Source organism: Mycobacterium sp. TKK-01-0059 (assembly GCF_000709305.1).
In the GTDB taxonomy this organism is placed as follows: Bacteria; Actinomycetota; Actinomycetes; order Mycobacteriales; family Mycobacteriaceae; genus Mycobacterium; species Mycobacterium intracellulare.
Window position 1 is genome coordinate 218436 of the sequence record NZ_KL446995.1, and the last position, 12683, is coordinate 231118.

General features: G+C 70.9%; 14 protein-coding genes. 2 read left to right on the top strand and 12 right to left on the bottom strand.

What is annotated here, in order from left to right; translation table 11 throughout:
• Window positions 1-7 precede the first annotated feature (7 nt).
• The 9 genes from K883_RS23080 to hisD form a co-directional block, all read right to left on the bottom strand.
• Complete coding sequence (locus K883_RS23080) at window positions 8-1114, bottom strand: calcium:cation antiporter (RefSeq protein WP_020822818.1); 1107 nt, start codon at window positions 1112-1114, stop codon at window positions 8-10.
• A 61-nt stretch (window positions 1115-1175) separates the two neighbouring features.
• Window positions 1176-1523 carry a phosphoribosyl-AMP cyclohydrolase gene (gene hisI, locus K883_RS23085; protein WP_020822819.1) on the bottom strand — a complete coding sequence of 116 codons (348 nt, stop codon included), beginning with the start codon at window positions 1521-1523 and terminating at the stop codon, window positions 1176-1178.
• Entirely contained in the window at window positions 1520-2308 is a 789-nt protein-coding gene (hisF, locus tag K883_RS23090) for an imidazole glycerol phosphate synthase subunit HisF (RefSeq protein ID WP_008257764.1), read from the bottom strand. Before hisF ends, hisI begins: the two co-directional genes overlap by 4 nt.
• Before the next feature lies 1 nt (window position 2309).
• Window positions 2310-3110, bottom strand: a complete 801-nt coding sequence (locus K883_RS23095) for an inositol monophosphatase family protein (protein ID WP_020822820.1) — start codon at window positions 3108-3110, stop codon at window positions 2310-2312.
• Between the two features lie 7 nt (window positions 3111-3117).
• The gene (priA, locus tag K883_RS23100) at window positions 3118-3861 is read right to left on the bottom strand and encodes a bifunctional 1-(5-phosphoribosyl)-5-((5-phosphoribosylamino)methylideneamino)imidazole-4-carboxamide isomerase/phosphoribosylanthranilate isomerase PriA (protein ID WP_020822821.1); all 744 of its coding nucleotides are present in this window, start codon (window positions 3859-3861) and stop codon (window positions 3118-3120) included.
• 82 nt (window positions 3862-3943) lie between these two features.
• Entirely contained in the window at window positions 3944-4564 is a 621-nt protein-coding gene (hisH, locus tag K883_RS23105) for an imidazole glycerol phosphate synthase subunit HisH (RefSeq protein ID WP_020822822.1), read from the bottom strand.
• Complete coding sequence (hisB, locus tag K883_RS23110; protein WP_014711916.1) at window positions 4561-5193, bottom strand: imidazoleglycerol-phosphate dehydratase HisB; 633 nt, start codon at window positions 5191-5193, stop codon at window positions 4561-4563. The genes hisH and hisB overlap by 4 nt, the downstream gene beginning before the upstream one ends.
• On the bottom strand, window positions 5190-6323 hold the full coding sequence (locus K883_RS23115; RefSeq protein ID WP_036455978.1) for a histidinol-phosphate transaminase: 1134 nt from the start codon (window positions 6321-6323) through the stop codon (window positions 5190-5192). Before K883_RS23115 ends, hisB begins: the two co-directional genes overlap by 4 nt.
• Window positions 6320-7723: a histidinol dehydrogenase gene (gene hisD / locus K883_RS23120; protein WP_036455979.1), complete on the bottom strand. Its 1404-nt coding sequence runs from the start codon at window positions 7721-7723 to the stop codon at window positions 6320-6322. The genes K883_RS23115 and hisD overlap by 4 nt, the downstream gene beginning before the upstream one ends.
• Before the next feature lie 109 nt (window positions 7724-7832).
• On the opposite strand from hisD, the gene K883_RS23125 reads away from it, so the two are divergent.
• On the top strand, window positions 7833-8246 hold the full coding sequence (locus K883_RS23125) for a nitroreductase family deazaflavin-dependent oxidoreductase (protein WP_036455980.1): 414 nt from the start codon (window positions 7833-7835) through the stop codon (window positions 8244-8246).
• A 127-nt stretch (window positions 8247-8373) separates the two neighbouring features.
• Here the strand turns inward: K883_RS23125 and nadC are convergent, their stop codons facing one another.
• Genes nadC through nadA form a run of 3 tightly spaced genes read right to left on the bottom strand, consistent with a single transcriptional unit; the run spans window position 8374 to window position 11857 of the window.
• Window positions 8374-9234, bottom strand: coding sequence for a carboxylating nicotinate-nucleotide diphosphorylase (gene nadC / locus K883_RS23130; RefSeq protein ID WP_036455981.1), 861 nt, complete (start codon window positions 9232-9234; stop codon window positions 8374-8376).
• Window positions 9231-10811, bottom strand: a complete 1581-nt coding sequence (locus tag K883_RS23135; RefSeq protein ID WP_036455982.1) for an L-aspartate oxidase — start codon at window positions 10809-10811, stop codon at window positions 9231-9233. Before K883_RS23135 ends, nadC begins: the two co-directional genes overlap by 4 nt.
• Window positions 10808-11857 carry a quinolinate synthase NadA gene (gene nadA, locus K883_RS23140; RefSeq protein ID WP_008257783.1) on the bottom strand — a complete coding sequence of 350 codons (1050 nt, stop codon included), beginning with the start codon at window positions 11855-11857 and terminating at the stop codon, window positions 10808-10810. Before nadA ends, K883_RS23135 begins: the two co-directional genes overlap by 4 nt.
• A 45-nt stretch (window positions 11858-11902) precedes the next feature.
• Here nadA and K883_RS23145 point away from each other — a divergent pair, with 45 nt between their 5' ends.
• A complete protein-coding gene (locus tag K883_RS23145) occupies window positions 11903-12628 on the top strand; it encodes an NUDIX hydrolase (RefSeq protein ID WP_008257784.1) in 726 nt (241 codons plus the stop codon).
• Window positions 12629-12683 lie beyond the last annotated feature (55 nt).

The following is a 12683-nucleotide window of genomic DNA, read 5'->3' on the forward strand; positions in this document are numbered from 1 at the left end:
GCGGCCCTCAGGGGCTGATCGCCAGGAAGACGTAGGCGGCCAGCAGCACCAGATGCACCTCGCCCTGCAGCCGGGTGGCCCGCCCGGGTACCACGGTCAGCATGCTGATCACCACGGTCAGCGCGAGCAGCACCAGCTGGATGGGGCCGAGGCCGAGCACCAGCGGCCCTTTGAGCCAGATCGACGCCAGCGCGATCGTCGGGATGGTGAGGCCGATGCTGGCCATCGCCGAGCCGTACGCCAGGTTCAGGCTGATCTGGATGCGGCCCTTTCGCGCCGACCGGGCCGCCGCGAGCGTCTCGGGCAGCAGCACCAGCGCCGCGATGATCACACCCACGAACGACTGCGGCAGACCCGCCACCATGACCGCGTGTTCGACGGCCGGCGACTCCTCCTCGGCCAGGCCGACCACCGCCACCAGTGCGCAGAGCAGCAGCACCAGGCTGCTCAGCGCCTGCCGCCTGCTGGGCGGATCCGCGTGGCTCTCGTCCTCGAACACGCGCTTTTGGCCCCGCTGCGCGATCGGCAGGAAGAAGTCGCGGTGCCGCACGGTCTGGGTGAACACGAACAGCAGGTACACCAAGAGCGTGGCGATCGCGGCGAAGGCGAGCTGGCTGGAGGTGAACTCTTTGCCCGGATGCCCGGTGGTGAAGGCCGGCAGGACCAGGCTCAGCGTGGCCACCGTGGTGACCGTGGCCAGCGCGGCCCCGGCGCCCTCGGCGTTGAACAGCGTCACGCCGTAGCGCCGCGACCCGAGCAGCAGCGACAAACCGGCGATCCCGTTGGTGGTGATCATCAGCGCGGCGAACGCGGTGTCGCGGGCCAGCGTCGCGGCCTCGTTGCCGCCGGAGGTCATCAGGGCGACGATGAGGGCCACTTCGATGATGGTGACCGCGGCCGCGAGGATCAGCGACCCGAACGGCTCGCCGACCCGGTGCGCGACCACCTCCGCGTGGTGCACCGCGGCGACCACGGCACCGACGAGAAACAGCGCGGCCACCGCGACCAGCACCGGTCCCAGCTTCTCGCCCCAGATCGCGGCCAGCACGACGACGGCAAGCACCGGAACCACCACGTTCCAGGACAAGACGTCCCGGGACACCCATTTCGACATTGCCCGCCATTCTTGTCGAAGTCATGCGCCCGCGCCCGCCGAAAGTGACGCGGGCCACGCGCTAGCGCTCCGGTTGCAGCAGCGTGTCGGCGTCGAAGCAGCTGTGATCGCCGGTGTGGCAGGCGCCGCCGACCTGGTCGACGGTCAACAGCACGGTGTCCCCGTCGCAGTCCAATCGCACCGAATGGACGTATTGGGTGTGGCCGGAGGTCGCGCCCTTCACCCACTGTTCGCGCCGCGACCGCGAATAGTACGTCGCCTCACGGGTTTCCAGGGTGCGGGCCAGGGCCGCGTCGTCCATCCACGCGACCATCAGCACGTCGCCGCTCCCGCGCTCCTGCACGACGGCGGCGATCAAGCCGTCGGCGTTGCGCTTCAGGCGCGCGGCGATCCGCGGGTCGAGCATCATCGAACGGTGATCCCCTCTTTGGCCATGGCCGCCTTCACCTGCCCGATGGTCAGCTCCCGGAAGTGGAAAACGCTGGCCGCCAACACCGCATCGGCGCCGGCCGCGATCGCGGGTGCGAAGTGTTCGGCCGCCCCGGCTCCGCCGCTGGCGATGACGGGCACGGTGACCGCCGAGCGCACCGCCTGCAGCATCTCGAGGTCGAACCCGGCCTTGGTGCCGTCGGCGTCCATCGAGTTCAGCAGGATCTCCCCCACCCCCAAATCGGCTCCGCGGGAAGCCCATTCGACGGCGTCGAGCCCGGTACCGCGGCGCCCGCCGTGGGTGGTGACCTCCCAGCCCGACGGGGTGGGCACCGAGCCCGGCGGCACCGTGCGCGCATCGACGGAGAGCACGATGCATTGGGATCCGAACTGCCGCGCCATCTCGGCCAGCAACTCGGGCCGGGCGATCGCGGCGGTGTTGATCGACACCTTGTCCGCCCCGGCGCGCAACAACACGTCGACGTCGGCCACGGTGCGCACCCCGCCGCCGACGGTCAGCGGGATGAAGACCTGCTCGGCCGTGCGCCGCACCACGTCCAGCATCGTGGTCCGTCCCGACGACGACGCGGTCACGTCGAGAAAGGTGAGCTCGTCGGCGCCCTCGGCGTCATAGGCGGCCGCGAGTTCCACGGGATCGCCTGCGTCCCGGAGGTTTTCGAAGTTGACCCCCTTGACCACGCGCCCGCCGTCGACGTCCAGGCACGGGATCACCCGGACCGCGAGACCGCTGTGGTTGGCGTGCATGTCAGTAGTCCTCCGGTCGGCCGGTGCTGCGCAAGAGGTCGAGGATCTCGGCGTGCGCGGCGGGGCCCGCCGCCAGCGCGGAATCCGACGCGGGGCTCCAGGGCTCGCCGGCCAGGTCGGTGACGACACCGCCGGCGGCCCGCACCAACGCGACCCCGGCGGCGTGGTCCCACACGTGGCCGCCGAAACTGATTGCCGCGCCGAGGATTCCATCGGCCACGTAGGCGAGGTCGAGGCCGGTGGAACCGTGCATGCGCAACCGCGACGAGACTCGGCTGAGATTCTCCAGCACCGCGATCCGGTAGCGGCCCGGGAACCGCCCCCGGGCGTCCGCGCTGAACGATCCCGCGCCGACGAGGGCGTCGGCCAGGTCGATCGCCGCCAGTGGCGGCTGCGGGATCCCGTTCTTGCGCAACGGTCCTCCCGACACCGCGGTGTAGCGCTGGTCCATGAACGGCAACCAGGTCAGCCCGGCCACCGGGTCGCCGTGGTGCAGCAGCCCGAGCAGGATCCCGGCCATCGGTGACCCGGCCGCGTAGTTGAAGGTGCCGTCGACGGGATCGAGCACCCACACCCACGGTGAATCGACGGCCGAGCCGCCGAATTCCTCGCCGTGGACGCCGATTCCGGTCGCTTCGGTCAGCGCGGCGACCACCTGACGCTCGATCGCGAGGTCCACGTCGGTGGCGAAGTCGTTGCCCTTCTTGCGCACCGCGGAGTCGGCGCGGTGACCGGCGAGGAAGGGTTCGGCGGCGTCGTCGAGGATTGCCGATGCCGTCTCGACCAACGCGTCCAAGTCCATGCCGCCGTTACTCTCCGACCGCGGCCAGCGCCTGCGGCAGCGTGAATCGCCCGGCGTAGAGGGCCTTGCCGACGATGGCGCCCTCGACGCCGCGGCCGGTCAGGGTGGCGATGGCGCGCAGGTCGTCCAGGCTGGACACCCCGCCCGACGCGATCACCGGGACGTCGGTGCGGTCGGCGACGGCCGCCAGCAGCTCCAGGTTGGGGCCGCCCAGCGTGCCGTCCTTGGTGACGTCGGTGACCACGAACCGCGAACACCCTTCGCGGTCAAGGCGTTCCAGCACCTCCCACAGGTCACCGCCATCGGTCTCCCAGCCGCGCCCCCGCAGCCGGTGGGTGCCGCCCGGATGGGTTTTGTCGATCTGGACGTCGAGCCCCACGGCGACCTTGTCCCCGTGCTCGCCGATCGCCCGCGCGCACCACTGCGGGTTCTCCAGCGCCGCGGTGCCCAGGTTGACCCGGGCGCAGCCGGTGGCCAGCGCCGCCGCCAGCGAGTCGTCGTCGCGGATCCCGCCGGAAAGCTCCACCTGCACGTCGAGCTTGCCGACCACCTCGGCGAGCAGTTCGCGGTTCGAGCCGCGCCCGAACGCCGCGTCCAGATCGACCAGATGGATCCATTCGGCGCCGTCGCGTTGCCAGGCCAGCGCGGCGTCGAGCGCCGAGCCGTATTCGGTTTCACTGCCCGCCTTGCCCTGCACCAGACGCACGGCGCGGCCGTCGACCACGTCGACCGCGGGCAACAAGATCAACACGCTTTCTCCTTCACGCCGAGACTGCAACTGGCTACGGGTCCTCTCGGCGTTTGTGTCGTGGAATACAGTTTGGCGGAAGCCATCACAGTGCCTGGACCCAGTTGCTCAAGACGGCCGCGCCGGCATCTCCGCTCTTCTCCGGGTGAAACTGGGTGGCCGACAACGGCCCTTCCTCGACCGCGGCCAGGAACGGCCCCTCGTGGGTGGCCCAGGTCAGCACCGCATCGGGCGACCCCTCCCACTGCTGGGCGGCGTAGGAGTGCACGAAGTAGAACCGGGTGTCCGCGCCGAGCCCCTTGAACAGGACGCTGCCGGGCCCGGAATCGACGACGTTCCAACCCATGTGCGGGATCACCGGCGCCTGCAGCCGCGTCACGTATCCCGGCCACTGCCCGCACCCTTCGGTCTCCACGCTGAACTCGACGCCGCGGGCGAACAGGATCTGCATCCCGACGCACACGCCCAGCACGGGACGCCCGGCGGCGACCCGATCGGCGATGATGCGGTCGCCGTTGATCGTGCGCAGCCCCGTCATGCAGGCCTCGTACGCGCCGACGCCGGGCACCACCAGGCCGTCGGCCGCGGCCGCGGCTCCGGCGTCCGCGGTCACCTCGACCGACGCACCGACCCGCTCGAGGGCGCGCTGAGCCGACCGCAGGTTGCCCGAGCCGTAATCGAGGACAACAACCGATTTCTTTGTCACAGAACACCTTTGGTGGACGGCACGCCCGACACCCGGGGGTCGGGCTCGACCGCCTGGCGCAGCGCGCGGGCCACGGCCTTGTACTGCGCCTCGGTGATGTGGTGCGGGTCGCGCCCATACAGGACGCGGACGTGCAGCGCGATGCGCGCGTTCATGGCGAGCGATTCGAACACGTGCCGGTTGATGACGGTGTGATACGGCACCGAATTTCCGGCGATGGTGGTGTGCTGCAGGTGATCCGGCTCCCCGCTATGCACACAGTAGGGCCGGCCGGACACGTCGACCGCCGCGTGGGCCAGCGTCTCGTCCATCGGGATGAAGGCGTCCCCGAACCGGCGGATGCCCCTCTTGTCGCCCAGGGCCTGGCCGAGCGCCTGCCCCAGCGCGATGGCGGTGTCCTCGATGGTGTGATGGCCCTCGATCTCGACGTCACCCTTGGTGCGCACCGTCAGGTCGAAGCTGGCGTGACTGCCCAGCGCGGTGAGCATGTGGTCGTAGAACGGCACCCCGGTGTCGACGTCGACCTGGCCGGTGCCGTCGAGGTCGAGGTCGATGACGATGTCGGATTCCTTGGTGCGGCGCTCGACGCGCGCACGGCGGGCGGCTTTGTCGGTGTTGACGGCGGTCATGGCGCTCCTACGTTGACGGGGGCCGGCTCGGTGGCGGCGATCTGGGCGCTGGCCCTCAGGAAGGCGTCGTTCTCCTCGACCAGGCCGGTGGTGACCCGTAGATAGCCGGGGATTCCGACATCGCGGATCAGGACGCCGGCATCCAGATACCGCTGCCAGGTGGCCGGCGCGTCGGCGAACTCCCCGAACAGCACGAAGTTCGCGTCGCTGGGGATCACCCGAAAACCCAGGCGGGTCAACGCCGCCCCCACGCGTTCGCGCTCGGCGATCAGCGCCGCGACGCTGCCCAGCGTGTCGTCGGCGTGCCGCAAGGCCGCCCGCGCGGCGGCTTGGGTGACCGACGACAGGTGATACGGCAGCCGCACCAGCAGCATCGCGTCGATCACCGCCGGCGTGGCGATCAGATAGCCGAGCCGCCCCCCGGCGAAGGCGAACGCCTTGCTCATGGTGCGCGAGACGATGAGCTTGGTCGGATACTCCCCCACCAGCGCCACCGCGCTGGGCTCCGACGAGAATTCGCCGTAGGCCTCGTCGACGATCAGGATGCCGGGCACCACGTCGAGCAGCCGCCGCAGATCCGGCAGCGAAACACTCTGTCCGGACGGGTTGTTCGGGCTGGCGACGAACACCACGTCGGGTTGGCGGTCGGTGATGGCGGCGACGGCGGCCTCGACGTCCAGGCTGAAGTCGTCGGCCCGGGCGGCCTGCAACCATTCGGTGCGGGTGCCGTCGGAGATGATCGGGTGCATCGAGTAGGAGGGAACGAACCCGATCGCCGTGCGCCCCGGGCCGCCGAACGCCTGCAGCAGTTGCTGCAGGATCTCGTTGGAACCGTTTGCCGCCCAGAGGTTTTCGACCCCGAGTGCAACGCCGGTCTGGGCGCTGAGGTATTCGGCCAAGTCGGTCCGCAGGGCGACCGCGTCGCGGTCGGGGTAGCGGTGCAGGTCGGCGGCGGCGTCGGCGACCGAGCGCACCACGTCGTCCACCAGCGCCGTGCTGGGCGGGTGCGGGTTCTCGTTGGTGTTCAGCCGCACCGGGACCGCCAATTGCGGTGCGCCGTAGGGCGACTTGCCGCGCAGGTCGTCGCGCAGCGGCAGGTCGTCCAGTGTCGGTTGCCGCGGCCCGGTCATCGCTCGAACCTCCGCCGTACCGCCTCGCCGTGCGCCGGCAGGTCCTCGGCCTCGGCGAGCGTGATCACGTGCCCGGACACGTCTTTGAGCGCCGCCTCGGTGTAGTCGACGACGTGGATGCCGCGCAGGAAGGTCTGCACGGACAGGCCGCTGGAATGCCGCGCGCAACCGGCGGTCGGCAGGACGTGATTGGATCCGGCGCAGTAGTCGCCGAGGCTCACCGGCGCATACGGGCCGACGAATATGGCTCCCGCCGCGCGTATTCGCCCGGCCACGCTCGCCGCGTCGGCGGTCTGGATCTCCAGGTGTTCGGCGGCGTAGGCGTTGACGACCTTGACGCCGGCGTCCACGTCGTCGACCAGGATGATCGCCGACTGACGCCCGCCCAGGGCGGCGGCCACCCGCTCGCGGTGCACGGTCGTGCGCAACTGGGCGGCCAGTTCCTTGTCGGTGGCCGCGGCCAGGTCTTCGCTGGGGGTCACCAGCACGCTGCCGGCCATCTCGTCGTGTTCGGCCTGGCTGATCATGTCGGCGGCCACGTGCGCGGGGTCGGCGGTGTTATCGGCCAGGATCGCGATCTCCGTCGGCCCGGCCTCGGCGTCGATGCCGACCCGCGAACGGCACAGCCGCTTGGCGGCGGTGACGTAGATGTTGCCCGGCCCGGTGATCATGTCGACGGGCGCCAACTCGGCGTCTGCCCCCGGCGACGATGCGGATCGTGCGCGATCCGAGGAGAAGCCGGGCCATTCGGCCCAGGTATCGGTGCCGCCGTAGGCCAGCAGCGCCACCGCCTGCGCGCCGCCGACGGCCCACACCTCGTCGACGCCCAGCAGCCGGGCCGCTGCCAGGATGGTCGGGTGCGGCAGGCCGCCGAACTGGGCCTGCGGCGGGCTGGCCACCACCAGCGAGGCGACGCCGGCGGCCTGCGCCGGCACCACGTTCATCACGACGCTGGACGGGTAGACGGCGTTGCCGCCGGGCACGTAGAGGCCCACCCGCTCGACCGGTACCCACCGCTCGGTGACCGTCGCGCCCGGGCCGAGCGTCGTCGTCACGTCGGTGCGGCGCTGGTCGGCGTGCACCGCGCGGGTGCGCTCGATCATCACGCGCAGGGCCTCGGCGACCGCCGCGTCCAGTTCGGCGAGGGCCTTCTCGAGCGCCTCCGCGGGCACCCGGACGGCCGGGGGCCGCACCCCGTCGAAGGACTCCCCGAATTCGAGGGCGGCCTCGGCGCCGCGCTCCGCGACGGCCTGCACGATCGGGCGCACCTTGGGCAGCACCGCCTCCACGTCGGCACCGCCACGCGGCAGCGCCGCCCGCAAACGGGCAGCCGTCAATTCCGCGCCCCGCAGGTCGATACGGGCCATCGGCGACGGTCGGGTGGTGCTCACGGTGTCCATTGTCCCAGAGGAACTCAAATCGATATCCGACCGGTAGTGTGCCGGTGAAGAGGCCATGCCCCGCGCTGAAATGACGCTGAGACGATTAGAGCCGACCCAGGGAGCCGCCATGTCCGCCAAGGATCACCCCAACAACGCCCCCGGCGTCCCGATGATCTTCCCGCCCTGGTTCGAGCGCTTCCAGATCAAGTACTTCAACCCGGCGGTCAAGCCGATCGTGCGCTACCTGCCCGGCACCGCGACGATCAAGCACCGTGGCCGTACCTCCGGCAAGCCCTACGAGACCATCGTGACCACGTACCGCAAGGGCAACACCCTGGCCATCGCGCTGGGCCACGGCAAGACGAACTGGGTGAAGAACGTGCTGGCCGCGGGCGAGGCGGACGTGGAGTTGAGCCGCAACCGCGTGCTCCACCTCATCAACCCGCGGATCCTGCCCGCCGGCTCCGACGGCGACGGGCTGCCGGCGTTGGCGCGCATGCAGCTGCGCCGGATCGGGGTTTTCGTCGCCGACATCGCCTGAGACCGGGGCGCGCCGACTTTGAGTGTGCGCCAGTGGCTTTCAGTGTGCGGCCACGGCGGCGACACGCCGAAGAATCGCGCCGACGATTCACACTCAACGCCCAGGTTTCACACCCGATGCGGCCGCGCTACATATCCAGGCCGATGTCGAGCACCCGCACCGAGTGCGTCAGCGCGCCGACGGCCAGGTAGTCCACCCCGGTCGCGGCGTAGGCGGCGGCGTTTTCCAGGCTGAGGCCGCCGGAGGACTCGAGCAGGACGGCCGGCGCGCGCGCATCCCGGCGTTGCACCGCCATCTGCGTCTGCCACACCGGGAAGTTGTCCAGCAAGATCAGCTCGGGCTTTTCGGGCAGCACCTCGTCGAGCTGCTCGAGTGAATCCACTTCCACCTCACACGGCAGGTCCGGCGCCGCGTCGCGGACCGCGCGCAGCGCCTCGACCACCGAGCCCGCCGCCACCACGTGGTTGTCTTTGATCAGCGCGGCATCGCCGAGCCCGAGGCGGTGGTTGACGCCCCCGCCGACGCGCACCGCATATTTCTGCAACACCCGCAGGCCCGGCAGGGTTTTGCGGGTGTCGCGCACCTTGGCCTTGGTGCCGTCCACGGCGGCCACCCAGTGCGCGGTGGTGGTGGCGATCCCCGACAGGTGGCAGATGAGGTTCAGCATGGTCCGCTCGGCGGTCAGCAGGCCGCGGGTTTCGGCCCGCACCGTCAGCACGGGCTGGCCCGCCTGCAGCCGGGCGCCGTCCTCGACGCGGTCGATGACCTCGTAGCCGCGCGCGCCGAGCACCTCGTCGAGCACCAGCAGCGCGATGTCGATGCCGGCGATCACGCCGGGCTGCCGGGGCACCATGGACGCGGTGGCCACCGCGTCGGCGGGCACCGTCGCCAGCGTGGTGACGTCGGGGCCATAGCGCAGGTCCTCGACCAGGCCGCGCCGGATGGTTTCGCGCGCGGCGGTGAGTTCGCAGTCGGACATCGAGGTCATACGACCGCCGCCAAGGCCTCCACCAGCACCGAGTTCTGGTCGTCGGCCAGTCGCAGCACGTTGCTGCGCGCCTGTTCCGCCACGGTCTGCGGATGTTCCTCGCGGTGGTGGCAGCCCCGGCTTTCAGTGCGGGCCAGGGCCGCGGCCGTCACGGCGCGGGCGGCGACGGCCAGCGCGACGTCCTCGAAGTCGCGACGACCCGCCACGGCGCGCACCTTGGCCCGCGACAGCGTGGTGGACAGCCGGGTCAGCCCGGCGGCGTCGCGCACCACCGACGCGTCGCGGCTCATCGCGCGCTGCAGCTCGGTGCGCTCGGGCGCGGTGTGCGCGACCGGCTCGGGTGCGACCGCCCGGGCGGGCCCGGCCGCCGCGGCGTGCGCGGCCGCCGCCCTGCCGGCGCGGCCACCGACCACCAAACCTTCCAACAGGCTGTTGGACGCCAACCGGTTGGCGCCGTGCAGGCCGGTACGGGCGACCTCACCGGCGGCGAACAACCCGGGCAGCTCGGTTTGGCCGCACACGTCGGTGACGATGCCCCCGCAGCTGTAATGCGCCCCGGGCACAACGGGAATGGGTTGACGGACGGGGTCGACGCCGGCGGCCCGGCAGGCGGCCGTCACCGTCGGGAACCGGTTGGCGAAGTCCCCGATATGGCGGGCGTCGAGGAAGACGCACGGGTCACCGGTGGCCTTCATCCGCGCGTCGATGGCCGCGGCGACGACATCGCGGGGGGCCAGGTCGCCCATCGGATGAACACCGGCGGTTACCGAATCCCCTTGCCGGTCAATCAGTCTGGCGCCCTCTCCACGGATGGCCTCGGTGACCAGCGGGCGCCGCCCGCCGGCGGCCCCGGGCGCGAAGAGCATCGTGGGGTGGAACTGGATGAACTCGAGATCGCTGACCGCGACGCCGGCCCACAGCCCCAAGGCGATTCCGTCGCCGGTGGATCCCTCCGGGTTGGTGGTCGCGCCGTACAGGTGCCCGAGCCCCCCGCTGGCAACGATCACCGAGGGCGCGCCGATGATTCCGTATCCCTGCGGGTTGCCCACCAGGACGCCGGTCACGGCCGCGCCGTCGTGCAGCACGCGCAGGGCCACGTGCCCGGTGCGGATGTCCAGCGTGCGCGCGGCGTGGTCGAGTGCGCGCTGCACCTCGGCGCCGGTGGCGTCACCCCCGGCGTGCACGATGCGCCGCCGCGAGTGCCCGCCTTCGCGCGTCAGCGCCCAGTGGCCGGGCGCGGATTCGTCGAATCGTGCTCCGTCGCCGACCAATTCGGTCACGGCCGCGTACCCGTCGGCGACGATCGAGTAGACCGCCTGGGGATCGCACAGGCCCGCCCCGGCGACCACGGTGTCGGCGACGTGCGCCTCGACCGAGTCGTCGTTGTCGGGCAGGACGACTGCGATGCCGCCCTGCGCGTAGTGGGTCGCCGTCGCGCCGCGCGCCTGATCGGCCTTGCTCAGCACGACGACGCGGCGCCCGGCGCGGTGGGCGGCCAGCGCGGCGGCCAATCCCGCGACACCGGTGCCGATCACGACGACGTCGGCGCTGTCAGTCCACTGGGGACGGGCGGTCATTCGCCACCGCCCGGCTGCCCGATCTCGATCATTCGCTGCACGCTGCGCCGGCCGGCGGCCGCGATGTCGGGGTCGACGTCGACTTCGTCGGCCCCCTCGACGAGGCAGCGCAGCAGGGCCGCCGGGGTGATCATCTTCATGAACTTGCAGGAGGCGCGGTCGTTGACGGCGCGGAAGTCGACCTGCGGCGCGGCCCGCCGCAGCTGATAGAGCATGCCGACCTCGGTGGCCACCAACACTTTTCGCGCGTTGGTCTGGGTCGCGGCGTCGAGCATGCCGCCGGTGGACAAGATCTTCACCCGGTCCGGGGGGAACGCGCCTTCGCCGGCGAGGTAGAGGGCCGATGTGGCACAACCACATTCGGGGTGCACGAACAGCTCGGCGTCGGGATTCGCGCGGGCCTGGTCGCCCAGTTCATCGCCGTTGATCCCCGCGTGCACGTGGCATTCGCCGGCCCACACGTGCAGATTCTTGCGGCCGGTGACCCGGCGCACGTGGGCGCCGAGGAACTGATCCGGGCAGAACAGCACCTCGCGGTCCGGGTCGATGGACTCGACCACGTCGACCGCGTTGGACGACGTGCAGCAGATGTCGGTGAGCGCCTTGACCGCCGCCGTCGTGTTGACGTAGGAGACGACGACCGCGCCGGGGTGCTCGTCCTTCCACGCGCGTAACTCGTCGGCGGTGATCGAATCGGCCAGCGAGCAGCCGGCGCGCTGATCCGGGATGAGCACCGTCTTGTCGGGGCTGAGCATCTTGGCCGTCTCCGCCATGAAGTGCACGCCGCAGAACACGATGGTGTCCTCCGCCGCCTCGGCGGCGATCCGCGACAGCGCCAGCGAGTCGCCCACGTGGTCGGCGACGTCCTGGATCTCGGGCAGCTGGTAGTTGTGCGCGAGCACGGTGGCGCCGCGCAACTTCGCCAGTCGGCGAATCTCGGCGGCCCACTGCGCATCAGCGACCACGCCGGCGTAGCCGGTGGGCGAATTCGTGATGTCGGCAACCATGTCTTCGGCGAGCGTGTCCATGCGATTGATCACCGTCATGGGGGCTCCTTTCAGCCAGGAGGTTTTCGACTTATAATCGAAAACATGGCCCATCGTAGCACCGCCCACGAAGTGCTCGCGGTCGTGTTCCAGGTTCGCGAAGTCACCGACGAGGTTGCCAAGGGGCGACCGACGGCGAAACCGCAGCTGAACGTGCTGTTATGGCAGCGCGCCAAGGACCCGCAACGCGGCGCGTGGTCGCTGCCGGGCGGGCAGGTCCGCAACGACGAGGACATGATCACCTCGGTGCGCCGCCAGCTCGCCGAGAAGGTCGACCTCAAGGAGCTGGCACATCTGGAACAGCTCGCGGTGTTCTCCGACCCGCACCGGGTGCCGGGCGCCCGGGTGATCGCGTCCACCTTCCTGGGCCTGGTGCCCTCCCCCGCCAGCCCCGAGCTCCCGCCGGACACCCGCTGGCACCCGGTGAACCGCCTGCCACCGATGGCCTTCGATCACGCCCCGATGGTGGATCACGCCCGCACCCGGCTGAACGCCAAACTGTCCTACACCAACATCGGGTTCGCTTTGGCGCCAAGGGAATTCGCGCTCTCCACGCTGCGTGACATCTACGGAGCCGCGCTGGGATACCAGGTCGACGCGACGAACCTGCAGCGGGTGCTGGCGCGGCGCGGCGTCATCACCGCGACCGGCACCATCGCGCAATCCGGCCGCAGCGGCGGGCGCCCGGCCGCGCTGTACCGGTTCACCGACGCCGCGTTGCGGGTCACCGACGAATTCGCCGCGCTCAGGCCACCCGGGGTCCCCGGCTAGGCTTACCCGAACGCGTCGTAGCAGCGACGTGCCATCCGGTCGGCACCCGTGACGT

What these genes read in the sequence shown, in the direction of transcription:
- K883_RS23080 (WP_020822818.1), bottom strand. Translation starts at nt 1,114, where the DNA reads ATGTCGAAATGGGTGTCCCGGGACGTCTTGTCCTGGAACGTGGTGGTT.
- hisI (WP_020822819.1), bottom strand. Translation starts at nt 1,523, where the DNA reads ATGATGCTCGACCCGCGGATCGCCGCGCGCCTGAAGCGCAACGCCGAC.
- hisF (WP_008257764.1), bottom strand. Translation starts at nt 2,308, where the DNA reads ATGCACGCCAACCACAGCGGTCTCGCGGTCCGGGTGATCCCGTGCCTG.
- K883_RS23095 (WP_020822820.1), bottom strand. Translation starts at nt 3,110, where the DNA reads ATGGACTTGGACGCGTTGGTCGAGACGGCATCGGCAATCCTCGACGAC.
- hisB (WP_014711916.1), bottom strand. Translation starts at nt 5,193, where the DNA reads ATGACCGCCGTCAACACCGACAAAGCCGCCCGCCGTGCGCGCGTCGAG.
- K883_RS23115 (WP_036455978.1), bottom strand. Translation starts at nt 6,323, where the DNA reads ATGACCGGGCCGCGGCAACCGACACTGGACGACCTGCCGCTGCGCGAC.
- hisD (WP_036455979.1), bottom strand. Translation starts at nt 7,723, where the DNA reads ATGGACACCGTGAGCACCACCCGACCGTCGCCGATGGCCCGTATCGAC.
- K883_RS23125 (WP_036455980.1), top strand. Translation starts at nt 7,833, where the DNA reads ATGTCCGCCAAGGATCACCCCAACAACGCCCCCGGCGTCCCGATGATC.
- nadC (WP_036455981.1), bottom strand. Translation starts at nt 9,234, where the DNA reads ATGACCTCGATGTCCGACTGCGAACTCACCGCCGCGCGCGAAACCATC.
- K883_RS23135 (WP_036455982.1), bottom strand. Translation starts at nt 10,811, where the DNA reads ATGACCGCCCGTCCCCAGTGGACTGACAGCGCCGACGTCGTCGTGATC.
- nadA (WP_008257783.1), bottom strand. Translation starts at nt 11,857, where the DNA reads ATGACGGTGATCAATCGCATGGACACGCTCGCCGAAGACATGGTTGCC.
- K883_RS23145 (WP_008257784.1), top strand. Translation starts at nt 11,903, where the DNA reads ATGGCCCATCGTAGCACCGCCCACGAAGTGCTCGCGGTCGTGTTCCAG.